This is a genomic window from Aliiroseovarius pelagivivens, assembly GCF_900302485.1.
GTDB classification, from domain to species: Bacteria; Pseudomonadota; Alphaproteobacteria; order Rhodobacterales; family Rhodobacteraceae; genus Aliiroseovarius; species Aliiroseovarius pelagivivens.
On sequence record NZ_OMOI01000002.1, the window covers coordinates 149887 to 167567 of the forward strand.

Sequence of the window (17681 nt, forward strand, 5' to 3'; positions counted from 1 at the left end):
ACCAACAATATGACCCGTCTTCTTCCTGGCGTTATCGCCATGGCCGCCATCGTCGTGGCCTCGAATATCCTAGTGCAATTCCTGTTCGGCCAATGGCTGACCTGGGGCGCCTTCACCTATCCGCTTGCCTTTCTTGTCACCGACGTGATGAACCGCGTCTATGGTGCGAAAGCCGCACGTAAAGTCGTTCTTGCTGGCTTCGTGACCGGCGTGATCTGCAGCTTTATCGGCACTCAGATCATGGGCGAGTTCGGCCCGCTTGTGACCCTGCGCATCGCGATGGGTTCTGGCCTTGCCTTCCTGACTGCGCAACTTCTGGACGTCGCGATCTTTGATCGTCTGCGCGAAGGCCGTTGGTGGCGCGCGCCGGTTGTCTCGACCCTGATCGGCAGCTCGGTGGACACCGCGATCTTCTTCACCATCGCCTTCTCGGGCGCACTGGCCTTCCTGGAACCCGCCAACGATGTATCTTGGGCGGGCGAGGTTCTGCCACTTCTGGGATCAGGCCCAATGGCCCCGCTATGGGTGTCGCTGGCGGTCGCTGACTGGATGGTAAAACTGGCGCTTGCTCTGCTGGCACTGGTGCCATTCCGCGTCCTGGTCACAAAACTTTCACCAAATCCTGCGTGAAAAGTTTTGACAAACGCAAAATCTGTGGCAACCTCCTAGATATAGAAACAGCGAGAAAGGAGGTGTCCATGTCAAGAGATACAACGGAGCGAGGTGCCGGGACAATCTAGATCGCGACGTTCCGGGGCAGCCCCCGGATCGGAACGCGGGCCGATTTGACTCTGGTCTAACCGGTCCCACCTCCTACATTCTCGAAAGGGTCGTCCTGATGGGCGACCCTTTTTCGTAACAGGCATTCCCGTCACGCATGCGATTGGATAATGTGCCCTCATGATCCGCGTGAATGACGATATCACCCTGCAAGACTGGGAACTCAGCGAAAGCTTTTCACGCTCGTCCGGCCCCGGTGGGCAGAATGTGAACAAGGTCTCGACCGCTGTCGAATTGCGGTTCGAAGCAGCACGCTCGCCCCATTTGTCACAACCAGTGAAGACCCGCCTGAAACGTATCGCAGGACGGAAATGGGCGCAGGACGGCGCGATCACCATTCGGGTCGAGGATACCCGAAGCCAAGCCCGCAACCGCGAGATCGCCGCCGAACGTCTGGCCGAGATGATCCGCAAAGCGCTGGTCGCGCCCAAGCGGCGTATTCCCACCAAGCCCACAAAAGGCTCGCAACGACGGCGCATGGACACCAAGACCAAACGCGGACAGGTTAAGGCTCTGCGTGGGCGGGTCACGGACGACTGACTATTTACTTAACAACGCAATTACTATGACGTAGCATCCCCACATGGGCAGGGTCCGCAAACCGAACGGACAGCACCATCCAAACACAGCGGAGCATGACATGGCCGATACCTCTTCGATTCTGGACCGACGCGCACGGCTTCTTGGCCCGAACATGACCACCTTCTATCGCGAGCCGGTCCACGTTGTGCGCGGTGAAGGAACATGGCTGTGGGATGCAGACGGGAACCGCTATCTGGACTGCTACAACAACGTCCCGCATGTCGGACACGCCCACCCGAAAGTGGTTGAAGCGATCACCAAACAGGCCTCGACCCTAAACACCCACACGCGATACCTGCACGAAGGCATTCTGGATTATGCCGAACGCCTGACCGGCACGATGGACCACGGGCTGGACACGATGATCATGGTCTGCACTGGATCCGAGGCCAACGACATTGCTCTGCGGATGGGCCGTGCGATGACCGAGAAGGTTGGCATCATCTGCACCGACAACACATATCACGGCAATACGGACTTGGTCAGCCAGATGTCCTCGAAACGTACGCCGATTGGCGGGCCTGTGGATTGGGTCAAGAAGGTGCCTGCGCCGGATACGTTGTTCCCGCTGGGCGGCAGCGCCGAGGCTCAGCCGCAAGCATTCGCCGACGAAATCCAGCGTGCCATCAACGAGCTGGAAGAGGCAGGGTACGGCTTCGGCACCTTGATCCTCGACCCCTTTTTCGCCAACGAGGGCTTTCACACATTGCCCAAGGGCTTTCTGGACCCAACAGTTGCCGTTGTCCGAAAGGCCGGGGGGATCATCATCGCGGACGAGGTGCAGCCGGGCTTTGGCCGCACCGGGCGCAATTTCTGGGGACATGATCGGATTGGGTTGGTGCCCGACATCGTGACAATGGGCAAACCGATGGGGAACGGGCATCCTGTGGCAGCTGTCGTGACGCGCCCCGAGATCATGGCCGAGTTCCGCACCCGCTTTGGGTACTTCAACACCTTCGGCGGAAACCCGGTCTCGGCTGCCGCCGCAATGGCGGTTCTGGATGTGCTGGAAGAAGAAGAGCTGGTTCAGAACGCACGCGACACCGGCGACTATGCCTTGGGACTGCTTAAAGACCTGACACACCCGATGATCGCGGACACCCGCGGGGCTGGCATGTTCATGGGGATCGAATTCACGCGAGACGGGGACCCGGAGGGCGCAACCACATTCTGCAAAGATCTGGTCGAGGAAATGCGCAATCGCGGCGTACTGTTGCACCTGATGGGGCGGCATTATCACGGGATCAAAATCCGTCCGCCGATGTGTTTTGACCGCGCGCAGGCCGAGCTTCTGGCCGAGACATTGGACGCCGCACTGAAAGCAGTTCCCGCATGAGCACCGTTTTGAAGCAAGCCTTGAAGGCGTGGGGCGCACAGCATGTGCGGATGATCAAGGACCGCGAAAACGCGGTGCATGAAGTCCGGATCAACGGAAAGCCTGCAGCGCTGCGCTTGCACCGTCCGGGGTATCAATCAAAGGCCGCCATTCGGTCAGAACTCGACTGGATGGGCGCGCTGGCCGAGCGTGGGATGCGGGTGCCCTCGCCCATCCCAACAATGGACGGTGATCTCGTGTTCTCCATGGGATCAAACCAGTGCGCGACGATGGTGTCGTGGGTCGAGGGCGCACCGATCGGGGAAAGCGGCGTACCGCTGGATGGCTCGGCGGAAGACCAGGCCGCGCTGTATCGTAAAGTCGGTGCCGAACTGGCGAAGCTGCACAATCTGACGGATGACATTACCCTGCCCGACGGCTTCACACGGCACCGGTGGGACATCCCGGGACTGTTGGGGGACGACCCGTTTTGGGGACGGTTTTGGGAGTGCCCGGCGCTGAGCGAGGACGACCGGAACTTGGTGCTGCGCGCACGCGCTGTGGCACATGATATGGCCACCGTTTACCTTGAGAACGGCGCAGATTTCGGACTGATCCACGCAGACGCGTTGCGAGAGAACGTGTTCATTCACAAGGACCTACTGACCTTGATCGACTTCGACGACGCAGGGTTTGGATTCCGGCTCTACGACCTTGCGGTGATGATGACCCAGAATGTCGACGAACCCGCATACGATGCGATCAAAGCGGCGGCGCTGGCGGGGTATCGGGAACACCGAACGCTAAGCCAAGAGGCGGAAAACCTTTTGCCTATGTTCCTGATGATGCGCCGCTTTGCCTCGATGGGCTGGGCGGTTCCGCGATACGATCCGACCGGCCCCGAGGTCGCGCTCTACACCCAAAGAGCCGTCACCGCCGCCCGGAAGTTTCTTGGGGGATGAGGAGACTGCGCAGCGGGTGAGGCTTAAGCTTTGAGTGCCTAGACCACGACCTCCATCCCGACCTGCTCACCAACCCCAAACACACGCTTATAGCGCGCAATTTCGTCCTCCGGCCCCATCGCCTTGTTGGGGTTGTCGGAGAGCTTCACCGTCGCGCGTCCGTTCGCCTCGACCGCCTTACAGACCAGCGAGAATGGGGCGAGGGCATTGTCGGGTACGAGGTCTCGGAAATCGTTCGTCAGCAGGGTTCCCCAGCCAAAGCTGGTGCGGACGCGGCCTGCGAATTGGTTGTGCAGTTCGATGATTTTGTCGGTGTCCAGTCCATCCGAGAAGATGACCATTTTCTGGGTCGGATCCTCGCCGCGGGATTTCCACCAGTTGATGGCGATCTCGGCACCCGTGGCGGGGTCTCCGCTGTCGATGCGGATGCCGGTCCAGCCGGCAAGCCAATCGGGCGCATTGTCCAGAAAGCCCTTGGTGCCATAGGTGTCGGGCAGGATGATGCGTAGGTTGCCGTCGTGTTCCTGTTGCCAGTCGGCAAGCACGTCATAGGGCGCGCGGGCCAGCGCCGCGTCGTCTTGGGCCAGTGCGGCGTAGACCATGGGCAGTTCGTGGGCATTGGTGCCGATCGCCTCGATGTCACGTTTCATGGCGATGTGGCAGTTTGAGGTACCAACGAAGTTATCTCCTAGCCCCTCCATCGCCGCCTGCACGCACCAGTCTTGCCAGAGATAGGAGTGACGGCGGCGAGTGCCGAAATCGGCCAAGCGAAGGCCGTCGAGCGAGCGGAGCCCAGAGATCTTCTCCCACGCGCGGGTCATGGCGCGGGCGTAGAGGACTTGTAGCTCAAAGCGGCCCATTCCGCGCAGGACAGCGCGCGAGCGGAGCTCCATAAGGACCGAGAGGGCGGGGATTTCCCACAGCATGACCTCGGGCCAGGACCCTTCGAAGGTCAGTTCATACTGGTCGCCGACGCGTTCTAGGTGGTAGGGCGGCAGGCGCATGCCCTCGAACCACTCCATGAAATCGGGGCGGAACATCTGGCGTTTGCCATAGAAGGTGTTGCCGCGCAGCCATGTGCTTTCGCCGCGGGACAGGGACAGCGAGCGGATGTGATCCAGTTGCTCGCGCAGTTCGCCTTCGTCGATCAGATCGGCGAGGGGAACGTGTTTCGAGCGGTTGATCAGGCTGAAGGTGACATTGGTGTCGGGCTTGTTGCGAAAGACCGACTGGCACATGAGCAACTTATAGAAATCGGTGTCGATCAGGGACCGGACGATCGGGTCGATCTTCCAGCTGTGGTTATAGACTCGAGACGCAATATCAACCATTTAGGCCTCCAGAGATACGCCAGCGGCACGCATGTTATCGCGCGCCACCTGAAGCGAACCATCAAGGTCGATGGCGCGGCAAGCGGGTTCAAGAACGGTAACGTCAAAGCCCAGCTTGGCCCCGTCGATGGCCGAGTAAGCAACGCAGAAATCAGTGGCGAGGCCAACCATGGTCAGCTTGGTCACACCACGGGTACGCAGGTAACCTTCCAACCCGGTGGGCGTGGTCTGGTCGTTCTCAAAGAACGCGGAATAGCTGTCGATCTGCGGGCGGAAGCCTTTGCGGATCACCAAGTCGGCTGGGTCGGTCAGAAGGTCCGGGTGGAACGCCGCGCCATCGGTGCCCTGAACGCAATGGTCAGGCCAGAGGACTTGGGTGCCATAGGGCATCTCGGTCACCTCAAACGGGGCTTTACCGTCATGAGATGTGGCAAACGAGCTGTGGCCAGCCGGGTGCCAGTCTTGCGTGAGCACTTTCACGGCAAAGTCGGGCAGCATGGTGTTGATCAGGGACACGATCTGATCGCCACCTTCGACCGCAAGAGCGCCACCGGGGCAGAAATCATTCTGCACGTCGATCACGATCAGGGCTTCGTCTGCGTTGCGCATGTGCGGTCCTCCTTGAAACTCAATGGGTAAGGACCGCGCGCGGAAGGGTCAAGTAGATGGGCCGGAACTGCATACTTGGCAGTCTCATCGGGAAAACTCTGCGCCACCTTTCGATGGCCGATCACCGACATCCGGTCGTTAAAACAAAAACGCCCCCGCAGCTTGCTGCGAGGGCGTTTTGTATCAGGCGTCAGTTCGGCCCTTTCTAGGCCAGACTACGCGTTGCCTACAGCTTGTTCACATTCACCGCCAAGCCCGTCAGGTTCCGCAAGAGCCCGATCAAGGTGTTGGTCGCCGCAACAGAGCTTTCGGTGACAAGTACAGTGTCCTTGCTGTGGATTTGGAACTTGCCAGCGCTGAACAGGCCGTCGGCAGTGGTCAGGTCGATCACAAAGACGCTGCGCGCATTGTCCGGCCCCTGATCGTCTTGCCGCACAACAGATTGCGGATACTCGCGCAGGATCAGGATGCCTTTCGGATTGGCACGGTTTTCCGACAGACCGCCAATCAGTGACATCGCATCAAGCGCCGAGATCTCGGACTTCGAGAAGGGGATCAATGCTTCTTTCGAGGCAGCCCCCAGCGAGCGGAAATAGCGGCTGTCATTCTCGACCGCCAGTTTATCGCCGGGCTGCAGATATGTGTCATAGGATGCGCTGGACATCACCTGCGTCAGTGGGCGCAGATAGGTATGATTGCCACGGACCAGCTTAACGCTGGGGTTCTCCAATCCCCGCTCCGGGCCGCCAGCAGCTGCGATGGCATTCAGTACGGTGAAGCTTGGATCATCCAGCGTGATCGGTCCGGGACGCGATACGCCCGCGACGACGGAAACCGTGCCACGTGTGCCTTGCACCACATTCAACTGAACCTGAGCCGAGGGAATAGCTTCGACATACTTGCGCTGAATCCGGGCGCGGGCTGCAGAATGGGGCATGCCCGCGATATGAACTGTGCCGACGAAAGGCAGGAAGATCGTGCCGCCAGCAGAGACTTGCATATTCTTCATCTCGACGGTGTTCTGGTTGGGGCTCGACAGAAGCGATGATTCCTCACTGTCCCAAACAGTTACATCCACGCGGTCAAACGCTCTGATCGGCTTGTCTGCCGCGGCCGCTCCGCGCGATGGCCAAGAATAGGCGCCTTCAGAATTGGGCGCAGGCCAGCGAGAAATCGCTGGCATGGTCGCCTTGGTCACGTTGTACACAGCCAGATCTGCTGTGCTTTCCGCGCCACCGCCTACAATTTCTGATTGAACGGCAGCACCCCGAGGTGCGCCACAGCCGGCTAAAATAAGGGCCGACACCGCAATTAAAACAAAACGCATACGCGCAACCCCCAGGTTTCATTATGGTTCAAGGCAGCAAACCAATTAGGCGCACATTAGTAATGAACCCGCAATTTCTCAAGCGTCGATAGGCAGATTTCGATGTTAATTCCGAACTCCGCACAATTTGCAGTAGCACGGACACACTTGGGTCAGGCGGTCATCTCGCGGTGCAGTGCGACTGCCTCTTCGACATCGTCATAATAGGTCAGGCGACCTTCATCGAGAATACACGCTGCGTCGCATACATTGCTAATCACACGAAGGTTGTGTGTCACCAGAAGCGCCCCACTGCTTTCCATCCGGTCGCGGAATACGCGCATGCTTTTCTTGCGGAAGGCCGCATCGCCAACCGAGGTGACTTCGTCCACCAGATAGACGTCAAACTTGATGCCCATGGACAGGCCAAATGCAAGACGCGACCGCATACCCGAAGAATAGGTGCGTACGGGCAAATAGAATTGCTGGCCTAGTTCGGCGAAGTCTTCAACATACTCGCGCAGTTCTTCCGTATCGACACCATAGATGCGCGCCAGAAACTTGGTGTTCTGCGCACCGGTCAGATCCTTATGGAAGCTGCCAGCGAAGCCAACCGGCCAGCTAACTGTACCATCAATATCAATGGAGCCGCCGTCCTGACGCATCGTTCCGGCGACCATGCGCAGAAGGCTGGACTTTCCCGCACCGTTGCGGCCCAACAATCCGATCACCTTGCCAGGCTCGAACTTGACCGAGATGTTGTCAGCAACGACCTTGGTCTGCCCTTGCATGCGATAGGCTTTGCGCAGGTTTCGGATCCGAATCATACGCTGGTCCTATCGCCTATCTCGGACCGAATAATAGACCATGGTCGCGACCACCCAGATACCGGTCAAGAAACCGGCAAGAGTGACCAGGATGACCAGGCGCTGCGGGTATTGGGGGGTTTCGGCCAATGTCGGCTCGATATAGGCCGCAAGATAGCGAGACTTCCGCGCGGCTTCGGCGGTGGCCATATCCAACGACGCAAGCGCTGTCAGATAGGCTTGCTCGGCGAACTGCTTGTCGATCGACAGTCGTTCGTAGTCGCCGATCAAGTTGGCATAGGCCCCATTCACAGTGCCATCAGTTGCGCTGAAACGGGCACGTTCCTGTTCTAGCCGCTGCTCGATCACATCTACACGGCGGCGCGATTGAACAAGGCGCGGGTCGCCCTCGCGCGCAGTTTGCATCAGGATATCCAGATCGATCTGAGCCGATGCCAGCTGGTTTTGAAGCGAGTTCAAAAGCCCCATGCGGCCAACGATGTCGGCCTCGGGGTCGATGATCTGGGTTTCCAGCCGGAATTTCTGGATCGCAGCGCGCGCCGAGCTGAGGCGCTCTAGCGCTTTCTCAAGCTCGCTTCGGGCATAGCTGGTTGTGTCTTCGCGTGAGACAGCCGTCAGCTTGTTGATCATGAGAGTGCTCTCTTCATAGATCGCATCGGCAACTGCCTTGGCATCCTCGGGACTGAAGGCTGTGACGCGCACCTCGATCAAGCCCGAGCCGCTGTCATAGAACACCTTCACAACCCGGCCCCAGAATTTCTGAAGCCCTTCGATCGTCACGTCGGGGCTGATGCCGAAGATCGGATCGGATGGCATGTGGTACATCGACCGCAGGTCGAGCCGTTCATCCACAAGCCGAACGATGCGCTGGCTTTGAATAAACTCGAACAGAACATCGGTATCGGTCCCGCTGGATGATCCGGCCAGTTCAGTGATGCCCCCCAGCATCTCAACCGGTGACGCGCTGTCTTCGGCTCGGACCGAGAACCCCAGATAGGATGCGTACTGATCCTTGGCGATCACATAAAGATACGCGGTCGCCAACAAGATCGGCGCCAATACGCCGAGCATGAAGAATCTGCGGATCATGTTGTGGCGTCTGCGACGGCGGGCCGGCTTGGCATGCGGGCGCGGAGGCGGAAGGTTCTTGTCATCCTGCCCTTCAGAACCCCAACCATCATCGTCCAGCTCATCTTGCTCGGCGTGAGAGGTCGCGGCATCCTTGTCGATTTCGGCCTCGGCCTTTGGCTTGGGCGCTTCGGGGGACTGGGTCATTTGCTATCCACGGTAAAACATTTTGCAAATCATATGCATTGGCGGCAGTTATCGGATACCTCTTAGGACGAATCAACTCGATATTGCTCATATGACTACGTCACACGCCGCAGATCCTACCCGTTTCAAGATGGCACGCACCATCGTCGCGCTAATGCTGCGCGAAATGTCATCGACGTATGGGCGGTCGACAGGCGGATATATCTGGGCCCTGATCGAACCGATCAGCGGCATTGCCTTCCTGACTGTCGTCTTTTCCTACGCGCTGCGTTCTCCGTCGATCGGGGACAGTTTTGCGCTGTATTACGCGACCGGAATGCTGCCCCTTGGGCTGTTCAGGCAACTAAGCTCGAAAACGGCCGGTGCGATCAGGTACTCGAAACCTCTTCTGGGTTACCCCCGAGTAACCTTCATTGACACGATTCTGGCGCGGGTCATCCTGAACAGCTTCACGCATATTCTGATCAGTGCCATGCTGATCGGCGGGATGGTGCTGATCAGCCCCTCGTTTGTCTTCCTCAATATGCCGGAAATCGGTCTCGCCTTCATCATGTCGATATCGCTTGGTGTGGGAATCGGTACGCTGAACTGCTTCCTGTTTTGGCGTGTCGACTGGTGGCAGCCGCTGTGGAAGGTTCTCATGCGCCCGCTGTTCATCATCTCGGGCGTTCTGTATAATTTCGATGACCTGCCTGCCTTCGCGCAGGACATTTTGTGGTGGAATCCGATTGTTCATGTGGTCGGCCAAATGCGCATGGGCGTCTTTGCCACTTACGAACCTACCTATATTTCGTACATCTTTGTCTTCTCCATTTCTCTGGTTACTTTGTCGGCAGGGCTAACGCTGCTAAGCCGGTTTCACGACGACATCCTGTATAAGTAGACAGGAATTCAGGGTTCCGATGGCAATCTGCGCTAGATTGGCTTGAACTGAACACAGTTAGATGCAATCTCTCGCTCGCTGCCCGACGGCCTTTATGTCCTAAGGGTGACAGGGCATTTGATACGTGAAGACACGGGAGAGTGGCAGAGCATGATTTTCGGAAAACGCAAGGCATCCGGCCGCATGCTGCTGATACATATCGGCGACCACAAGACTGGATCGACAACCATTCAGAATGCCTTTGCAAAAAGCTGCATCCAGATCGAGGGCGAAACCCCCTGCTATCCAAATCGCCTGAATCACAACTTCCTGCCATCGGCCCTGTACGACCGGTACAAGGGGAAGGGCCTGAAGACCGATGCACGCAGCCGCGCCATTCTGACCAAACTAGGTCAGAATCTGAAGGCCGCATCGACGAAATACAGTTTGATATCGGGCGAAATGCTGGAGCGTACTCCGCCTGCACAGCTGAAACGTTTCATCGACGACTACACCGGATCGGCATTTGATGAGGTGAAGGTCATCTCTTATGTACGCCCCCATGCAGAACGACTTTTGTCCGGCTATGCCGAGGTGACCAAAATTGGTGGGAACCAGAAAAGCCTGCAGGCTTTTTGCGACAATATGGCCAAAGGTGACCGCCTGCTTTACGCGAAGCGGTTCCAAGCATGGCGCGATGCTTTTGGCGATCAGTTCATCTTGCGCCCAATGATACCCAGCGCTTTGACAAACGAGTCGTTGCTTGACGACTTCATCATCCACGGCTTCGGAACCGAAAACTTCGAAATCACCCCGTTTGATGACGACAACAAATCCCTGAGCTTGCAAGACCTTATGCTTCTGAAGGCGTTGCAATCGCGCATTTCCGATCAGCCGAAAACGACTCGTCATACATTCGGGCGCGAGGTCGCCCGACATCTGGGACACCAACCTTCGACTGCGAATGACGAGAAGCTGCGGATGCATGTCGAGCTGGCACAGAGCATTGCAGAACACTATGCCGAAGATGCACACACGGTGGACACGGCGTTCTTTGGCGGGGAGCCGTTGCTGGAAAACGCGCTGGATGTCGCCATAAAAAAGGCCAGCCCGTCGGTCACATCGACCGATCCGGCGGACCACTTCCCGGCCAGCGAATTGCGTCGCATTCATGCGCTGGGGGATCTGTTCAACATGATGATCAGCGCGACCGACACCGATTGGTCCAAGATCTTCCGCACCGCACGCATTGATGCGCTGCACAAAAACTGAAGGGAAGTTGATGAGACAGCTCTGGCTTCACATCGGTTCGCACAAAACCGGCACATCATCGCTTCAACGTGCGCTGCTATATGCGCAAACCCACAATCTGCTTGGCGACCTGACCTATGCCCACTGCCCCAAAAGCTCCAGCATCAATCAGCTGATTAGGGTTAAAGGAGCAGGCAAGGCACTTAAGACCACAGTTGATTTTCGCGGGTTAAAAGCGGCCTTCCCGGACAAGGGCAGCTATATTGCATCGTCCGAAATGTTCTTCTGGATCCACAACCCTCGGCAAGTGCGCAAGCTTGCCCGAGTCCTGAAGCGACAGTTCGACAAGATCCATATTGTGGCTTACCTGCGTCGACAGGATTCCTTGGCGATCTCGCATCGCAAGCAGGCCGTTATGCGGAACGCGGCAGAGGGGTTTTACGGCCTGCAGGTGTCAGCCCTGCCTACCTATCAACAGCACTTCGATCGCTATTTTCAGTATGATCAGAAGCTGAAAATCTGGGCCGATGCGTTCGGGAACGACAATCTGCACATTCGCAAATTCGAGAAGTCCGCATTGTTCAATCAGGACACGGTGGATGACTTCTTCCACCTACTTGGGCTTGCAACGCCCGAGTGGGGAGAGCACGCAAATCCCCCCCTGTCGCGCAAACAGCTTTTGGTCGGGCTGTATCAACGGTCCAAGGGCGTCGAACGGCCCAAAGTCGCCCGACTAATCAAGAAGATTGAAGACCCCGACAAGCTGATCCCGTCACGCGCACAGGCCGAAGTCTTCCTAAGTCACTTCAAAGACAGCAACCGACGTTTGGCTGAAATACTTGGTGACAAAGAGGCCCCGTTCTATTTCGATATGGATCTGTCCCGCTATCCTGAGGTTGGAAATGACACTGTCACGGACGCTGAAATTGAGCAGTGGATTACTGCGCATTCAGACCCGCAGACCCCTTGAAATCTTGTAACTCTACCGACGTCACACTATACATCGCGCGACGCAGATAAGGTGCATTATGAAAGTCTCGTTCTACTCCGCCTACCACAAGCTATCGCCGCGAGTTTCGTCGAAAAGCATTAAGCCCATCCATGTAGGAGCCACCTTCGCCAGCGCTCCTCTGTCGGGTATGCTTGCGGACAACACGGGCGACAACATCTCGGACAAGAACGGGTCTTTTTGCGAGCTGACAGCGCTGTACTGGGCCTGGAAAAACGACCGTGACAGCGACTTCATCGGGTTGATGCACTATCGCCGCTTGCTGGATGTCGCGGGCGAAATCAACGACGGCCCGGCAGAGGCCTATGTCGGCGCAGTAGACATCGACAGCTGGACCGGCCGCGCCGAGGCGTGGATGGAAGCCGAACTGGACAACTGGGACATCGTTCTGCCGCGCCTTCATGAAATGGGCGTCAGCGTCGAGAACAACTATTTGGCTGGCCACCACAAGGAAGACTTCGACAAGATGCGCGACGTGATCGCCGCAGATCACCCCACCTATCTGGACGCGTTCAACACGGCGTCGGCGTCAACCGACATGCGCCTTGGCAACATCGCATTGATGCGCCGCGAGGTCTTTGACCGGTATTGCGCCTGGCTGTTTGATATCCTGCTGAAGGTGGATGCGGCGGCCATTGATCGGAGCAACTACAGCCCCTATCAATCCCGCTATATCGGCTTTCTGGCCGAGCGGTTGATGACAGCATTTGTCATCCATGAACAGCAAACCAATCCCTCTACACGCATCCGCGAAACTGCGATTGTAAACCTGTCGAAGGCGGTTGTGACGCCGTACCTGACACAACAGGACAAACCCGCCGACGACGTGATGAACATCGCGATTGCGGCAGACCGGAACTACCTGCCGCATGCCTCGGCTATGATGAGCTCGTTGCTGGCACATTCCGACCCGAAGCGCCCCATCGCGCTGTACTTCCTGCATTCGGGCATCGAGTTCGATGATATCGAGATTTTTGACGGCTGGTTGAAATCCCAGCGCGCAAACATTCAGCTGCACGCCATCGACACTGGCAATTATTTCGATGACAGCTATCGCTCGTCCAGCCGTGCGCCATCGAACGCGACCTATAACCGGTTCCTGCTGTTCAACCTGCTGCCGGGGCTTGATCGCCTGCTGTATCTGGACGTGGACATCATCCTGAAAACGGATGTGTGCAAGCTGTACGACGCGGATATTGGCGACGCCAAGATCGGTGCGGTGCCGGATTGGATCATGACCCGCACCCTGACCGGCCCCATTCCGACCATTGACCCGGACGTGCCGGACCTGTCCGCCTATCACCGCGAGCGGTTAGAGATGTCGGACGACCAGATTGCGCGCTATTTCAACGCGGGCGTTCTGCTGTTCAACCTCAAGGCAATGGGTGACCTGAACGAACTGGGCCGCCACTTGCTGCACGAAGCGCAGAACGGGCGCTACCTGTTCCGCGACCAAGACATTCTGAACAAGGCATTCAAGGATGACCTGCATGTTCTGGATGGACGCTGGAACGTGTTCAACTCGGTCGACGCTGCCTATTCGAAAGTGCCCAAGCCCAACCACGCCAAGGCGATGGAAGCGCGTCGCGACCCGTGGATCATTCACTATGCCGACCGCGCCTATAAGCCATGGCATGGCGTCGCCGTACCGCAATCGGGCCTCTATTGGCAGGCGTTGATCAATACGCCCTATTATGGCGAGGTGATGGCCTCGCTTCAGGCTGCCAGCCGTCGCAAGCTGTTCGACAAAACACGCATCGTCGAAGCTGGGAAGGCCGTCGGGCAGAAGTATCCGTCTCTGAACCGCCCCCTTCTGATCACCTATAATACCATCCGCAAGATCCGGTAGTCGCATGAAGGCGGTTCTGAAATCCCTTGGCAATCGCCTACAGCGCAGCTCTTCGGTGACGCAGATCGAGGGGCCGGTACACATCATTGCATCGCCCTATAAAACGGGGTCGACCTCGGTTGGGAAATCGCTGATTGCCTTGGGCGTCGGTCACCGCGAAATGCAGCATGATGGCGCGCTTTTGAAAGCCACCAAACCTGCGGCACGGCGCTATCGAAAGCAACTTGCAGGCGCACGCGACTTCCGGGCCTTCGAGGCTGCAAAAAAAGACAAGGTGCTAGAGCAGTTCAAGCCGCTTGTGGCGAAAGCCGCGCGCTATGACATCTTTCACGATGCCCCAATGGGGCACACACATCTGCATCCATTCATCCGCAAGATCATCGCCCCCGAGGCACGATTCATCTGGGTTAACCGCGATCCCGAGGGTTGGCTGGAAAGCGTGCGTAAATGGGAAACATCGCACCCCGAGATCTATCGCTACCAAGGTCTATGGAAGACCGATCCGGACGCACGTATCGCCAACCGATTGGCATTTTGGAAGCGCCATCACGAGGCGTTTCTGGCACTGGCCGACACCTTCCCGGATCATTGCGTCGAGCTTCAGTGGAGCGATCTGAAAAGCTACTCGGCACTGGCGACGTTCTATGGTGTGGACGAGCCCAAGGACGCGTTCCCGCATACCAACGCAGCTAAGAGCTGAACTGGCTTAGCTTCCGCCGCGGACCATTTTACCGTCAACAAAGTGAATGCCGCATTCGGTCTTTTCACTGTCCGCCCAGCGCCCGGCGCGGGCGTCTTCACCGGGTTTCACCGCGCGCGTACAGGGAAGGCAACCCACCGACAGATAGCCCCGCTCTTTCAACGGGTGGTCGGGCAGGTCATGCGCCTTGAAATAGGCAGTTACATCATCAGCGGTCCAGTCCAGCAGCGGATTGACCTTAAGCCAGCGGTCCTGCGTTTCGAACAACTCCAGCTCAGACCGCGTCGCAGCCTGTCCACGCTTGCGCCCGGTAATCCAGCAATCCAGCCCGCGCAGAGCGGCCAGCATCGGCAGCGTCTTGCGTACGTGGCAGCACAGATCGGTGTTTGACTGGTGCAGAATACCATCCGGGTCATCGGCCTTCACGCTGGCAGGCCGCGGACGGACAGTCTGGATGTTGCACAGACCAAGCCGTGACACCAGATCTTCGCGGTACTGGAGCGTTTCGGGGAAGTGCATGCCTGTTTCAAGAAAGATCACGGGCACATAGGGATCAATGCGTGACACCATATGCAAAAGCACGGCGGCCTCAGTCCCGAAGGACGACACCAGTCCAATCCGTCCGGGAAAGAGCGTCTTGATCGCGTGTTTCAGGACATCTTCGGCAGGGAGCTGGTCATAACTTTCCGTCAGACCCTGCGCTTTTTCACGCAGCTCGATGCGTGCATTTGTTTCCAGAGCGTGCATGTGCCTGCCTTTGGTGTCTGGAGGACAAGAAACAAGGCCGCCACCTTTCGGCAGCGGCCCTGATTATTTTATTTCCAAAGCGAGACGCAGGGGATCTTGGTCGTGTCGCAGCGTTCGGCGTATTTCTCGGCGATCTCTTTGACTTCGTCCATCAAGCCACCTTCCAGCTTGATCGGCTCAAGACCCAGACCCAGGAAGCGGTCGTTGGCAACATGCAGTTCGTTTTCGGCTGCTTCGTTGCGCGGGTTTTCCAGATAGGCGATTTCGGCGCCCATCATGTCGTGGATCATCTTGGCCAGATCACGGACGCGGTGCGTTTCGGTCATCTGGTTCAGGATGTTCACACGCTCGCCGGCTTGCGGCGGATTTTCCAGTGCCAGCTCGATGCAGCGGCAGGTGTCCTGAATGTGGATGAAGGCGCGGGTCTGACCACCCGTGCCGTGCACGGTCATCGGATAATCCACAGCCGCCTGCATGATGAAGCGGTTCAGTACGGTGCCATAGTCGCCGTCATAGTCGAAACGGTTGATCAGACGCTCGTCCATCTTGGTTTCGGCAGTCTGGGTGCCCCAAACGATACCCTGGTGCAGGTCGGTGACCTTCACGTCATCGTTCTTGTTGTAGAAGGCGAACAGCAGTTGGTCCTGGCTTTTCGTCATGTGATAGATCGAACCCGGGTTGGTCGGGTACAGGATCTCGGTCTCGGTTTCGCCTTCTGGCGTGTCGACCTTCACCTTCAGGTAACCTTCAGGGATCTTCATGCCGGCGGTGCCATAGCCGTAGACGCCCATGGTGCCAAGGTGGATCAGGTGAACATCCAGACCGCTTTCAACCACAGCTGCCAGAACGTCGTTGGTGGCGTTCAGGTTGTTCGACACCGTATAGCGCTTGTGCGCAGCAGATTTCATCGAATAGGGGGCAGCGCGCTGTTCAGCGAAGTGGATGATCGCATCCGGCTTTTCGTCTTTGATCAGCGTCAGCAGGCGGTGATAGTGCTCACCCACGGTGAAGTTGTGGAACTGAATATCCTTGCCGGTCAGCTCTTTCCAGACGCGGATACGTTCGCCGATCGGGCGGATCGGGGTCAGGCTGTCCACTTCGAGCTCAATGTCGATTTCACGGCGCGACAGGTTGTCGACGATAATGACATCATGGCCACGGTTGGACAGGTACAGGGCGTTCGGCCAGCCGCAGAATCCGTCACCACCTAGAATGATTACTTTCATGTTTCTTTACCCGCTATAATTAGGTTGGAACGAGCTATAGACCCGTTTCTATCAAAGGAAAACCTCTATCCGTGAAGCTGCGACAGCCTAGCGCGAATAGTAGGTATAGGTTTCACGAATCCCGTCGGCAAAATCGGTAATCTGGTCCCCAAGAAGCACCTTCACATCCTCGGCCGAGGCGATCACGTCGCGTGGTTCGGTCTTCAGAAGGTCTTCGGCTGGGATCTTGGTATAGTTCAGCTTGTCCCCGCTGGCGGCCTCGATTGCACCGACCACATCCATCAGGGTGGTCGAGACACCGGCGCCCAGCATGTTCACACGATCATATGCCTCGCCGTCGCGCACGCGCTTGGCCTGCATCGCGATCCCACGCCCGATATCACCCGCATAGATGAAGTCGCGCGACTGCTCGCCGTCACCGTTGATGAACACCTCGCCACCTTCGACGATGGCGCGGGTGAAGGCGTGGATGGCGCTTTTCTTCTTGTCCGAGAAGCGGCCATAGACGTTGGTCATCCGGATGACCGAGAACGAGCCACCGCGCAGTTCCACGAGCTTCTCGAGGATCATCTCTTCTGCCGCTTTCGTCGCGCCATAGAAGTTCTTGGGGCAATAGGCCGAGCTGGTGCGCACTTCGAACGTACCGTCAAACAGGGCACCTGCGGTCGAGATCAGAATGAAGTGGTCGCCGGGCTGGACCGCCTCCATCACGAATTTGGACGGGTTGGCGATGTTTGCATCAATGAAGTCCAGCGGGCGGTCTTTCGATTCCGCCACGCGGGTCTCGCCGGCCAGAAAGACGAAGACGCGGCCGTTGTCTTCGGATTTCTGCGCCTTGAGAAACTCAATCGCGCCAGCGTCTTCATAGCCACCTGCAAAACTGGGCAGGTCCAAGGCTTCGTGCCCCGGAACGGCGTTGGACAGATCGTCGATCACCATGGGCTCCAGACCGTCGAACTGGTCGTCCTGTGCGATCACATCCAGAATGTTGCGCCCCACGAAGCCAAAGCCTCCGATCAGCACCAGTGAAGTTGAATTTTTCATGTCTGT

At 57.6% G+C, this 17681-nt stretch carries 17 protein-coding genes; 9 read left to right on the top strand and 8 right to left on the bottom strand.

The window, feature by feature from the left end; all coding sequences use genetic code 11:
• Window positions 1–9 precede the first annotated feature (9 nt).
• From ALP8811_RS12950 to ALP8811_RS12965, 4 genes are all read left to right on the top strand, one after another.
• Window positions 10–630, top strand: a complete 621-nt coding sequence (locus ALP8811_RS12950) for a queuosine precursor transporter (RefSeq protein ID WP_108857682.1) — start codon at window positions 10–12, stop codon at window positions 628–630.
• 270 nt (window positions 631–900) lie between these two features.
• Window positions 901–1320: an alternative ribosome rescue aminoacyl-tRNA hydrolase ArfB gene (gene arfB / locus ALP8811_RS12955; RefSeq protein WP_108857683.1), complete on the top strand. Its 420-nt coding sequence runs from the start codon at window positions 901–903 to the stop codon at window positions 1318–1320.
• A 100-nt stretch (window positions 1321–1420) separates the two neighbouring features.
• A complete protein-coding gene (locus ALP8811_RS12960; protein ID WP_108857684.1) occupies window positions 1421–2698 on the top strand; it encodes an aspartate aminotransferase family protein in 1278 nt (425 codons plus the stop codon).
• Window positions 2695–3639: a phosphotransferase enzyme family protein gene (locus tag ALP8811_RS12965; protein ID WP_108857685.1), complete on the top strand. Its 945-nt coding sequence runs from the start codon at window positions 2695–2697 to the stop codon at window positions 3637–3639. Before ALP8811_RS12960 ends, ALP8811_RS12965 begins: the two co-directional genes overlap by 4 nt.
• Window positions 3640–3677: 38 nt before the next feature.
• Here ALP8811_RS12965 and pncB read toward each other — a convergent pair whose 3' ends face one another.
• The 5 genes from pncB to ALP8811_RS12990 form a co-directional block, all read right to left on the bottom strand.
• Window positions 3678–4970 (bottom strand): nicotinate phosphoribosyltransferase, encoded by a 1293-nt coding sequence (pncB, locus tag ALP8811_RS12970; RefSeq protein WP_108857686.1) that lies wholly within the window; start codon window positions 4968–4970, stop codon window positions 3678–3680.
• Window positions 4971–5579, bottom strand: coding sequence for a bifunctional nicotinamidase/pyrazinamidase (gene pncA, locus ALP8811_RS12975; protein WP_108857687.1), 609 nt, complete (start codon window positions 5577–5579; stop codon window positions 4971–4973).
• A gap of 226 nt (window positions 5580–5805) precedes the next feature.
• The gene (locus ALP8811_RS12980) at window positions 5806–6906 is read right to left on the bottom strand and encodes a polysaccharide biosynthesis/export family protein (protein ID WP_108857688.1); all 1101 of its coding nucleotides are present in this window, start codon (window positions 6904–6906) and stop codon (window positions 5806–5808) included.
• A gap of 152 nt (window positions 6907–7058) precedes the next feature.
• The gene (locus ALP8811_RS12985; protein WP_108857689.1) at window positions 7059–7712 is read right to left on the bottom strand and encodes an ABC transporter ATP-binding protein; all 654 of its coding nucleotides are present in this window, start codon (window positions 7710–7712) and stop codon (window positions 7059–7061) included.
• A gap of 9 nt (window positions 7713–7721) precedes the next feature.
• Window positions 7722–8987, bottom strand: a complete 1266-nt coding sequence (locus tag ALP8811_RS12990) for a KpsE/RkpR family capsule polysaccharide export protein (protein WP_245924661.1) — start codon at window positions 8985–8987, stop codon at window positions 7722–7724.
• A 91-nt stretch (window positions 8988–9078) separates the two neighbouring features.
• Between ALP8811_RS12990 and ALP8811_RS12995 the strand changes: the two genes are divergently transcribed.
• From ALP8811_RS12995 to ALP8811_RS13015, 5 genes are all read left to right on the top strand, one after another.
• On the top strand, window positions 9079–9870 hold the full coding sequence (locus ALP8811_RS12995) for an ABC transporter permease (RefSeq protein WP_245924662.1): 792 nt from the start codon (window positions 9079–9081) through the stop codon (window positions 9868–9870).
• Window positions 9871–10020: 150 nt separating this feature from the next.
• Window positions 10021–11121, top strand: coding sequence for a hypothetical protein (locus tag ALP8811_RS13000; protein ID WP_108857690.1), 1101 nt, complete (start codon window positions 10021–10023; stop codon window positions 11119–11121).
• A gap of 10 nt (window positions 11122–11131) precedes the next feature.
• On the top strand, window positions 11132–12070 hold the full coding sequence (locus tag ALP8811_RS13005; RefSeq protein ID WP_108857691.1) for a hypothetical protein: 939 nt from the start codon (window positions 11132–11134) through the stop codon (window positions 12068–12070).
• 58 nt (window positions 12071–12128) lie between these two features.
• The gene (locus ALP8811_RS13010) at window positions 12129–13958 is read left to right on the top strand and encodes a DUF4422 domain-containing protein (protein ID WP_108857692.1); all 1830 of its coding nucleotides are present in this window, start codon (window positions 12129–12131) and stop codon (window positions 13956–13958) included.
• 4 nt (window positions 13959–13962) lie between these two features.
• Window positions 13963–14658 (top strand): sulfotransferase, encoded by a 696-nt coding sequence (locus tag ALP8811_RS13015; RefSeq protein WP_108857693.1) that lies wholly within the window; start codon window positions 13963–13965, stop codon window positions 14656–14658.
• A gap of 6 nt (window positions 14659–14664) precedes the next feature.
• Here ALP8811_RS13015 and ALP8811_RS13020 read toward each other — a convergent pair whose 3' ends face one another.
• The 3 genes from ALP8811_RS13020 to ALP8811_RS13030 all read right to left on the bottom strand — a co-directional run bounded on the left by ALP8811_RS13020 (window position 14665) and on the right by ALP8811_RS13030 (window position 17675).
• Window positions 14665–15405, bottom strand: a complete 741-nt coding sequence (locus tag ALP8811_RS13020) for a phosphoadenylyl-sulfate reductase (protein WP_108857694.1) — start codon at window positions 15403–15405, stop codon at window positions 14665–14667.
• A 68-nt stretch (window positions 15406–15473) separates the two neighbouring features.
• A complete protein-coding gene (locus ALP8811_RS13025; RefSeq protein WP_108857695.1) occupies window positions 15474–16631 on the bottom strand; it encodes an NAD-dependent epimerase/dehydratase family protein in 1158 nt (385 codons plus the stop codon).
• Window positions 16632–16718: 87 nt separating this feature from the next.
• A complete protein-coding gene (locus ALP8811_RS13030; RefSeq protein ID WP_108857696.1) occupies window positions 16719–17675 on the bottom strand; it encodes an NAD-dependent epimerase/dehydratase family protein in 957 nt (318 codons plus the stop codon).
• Between the last annotated feature and the right edge of the window lie 6 nt (window positions 17676–17681).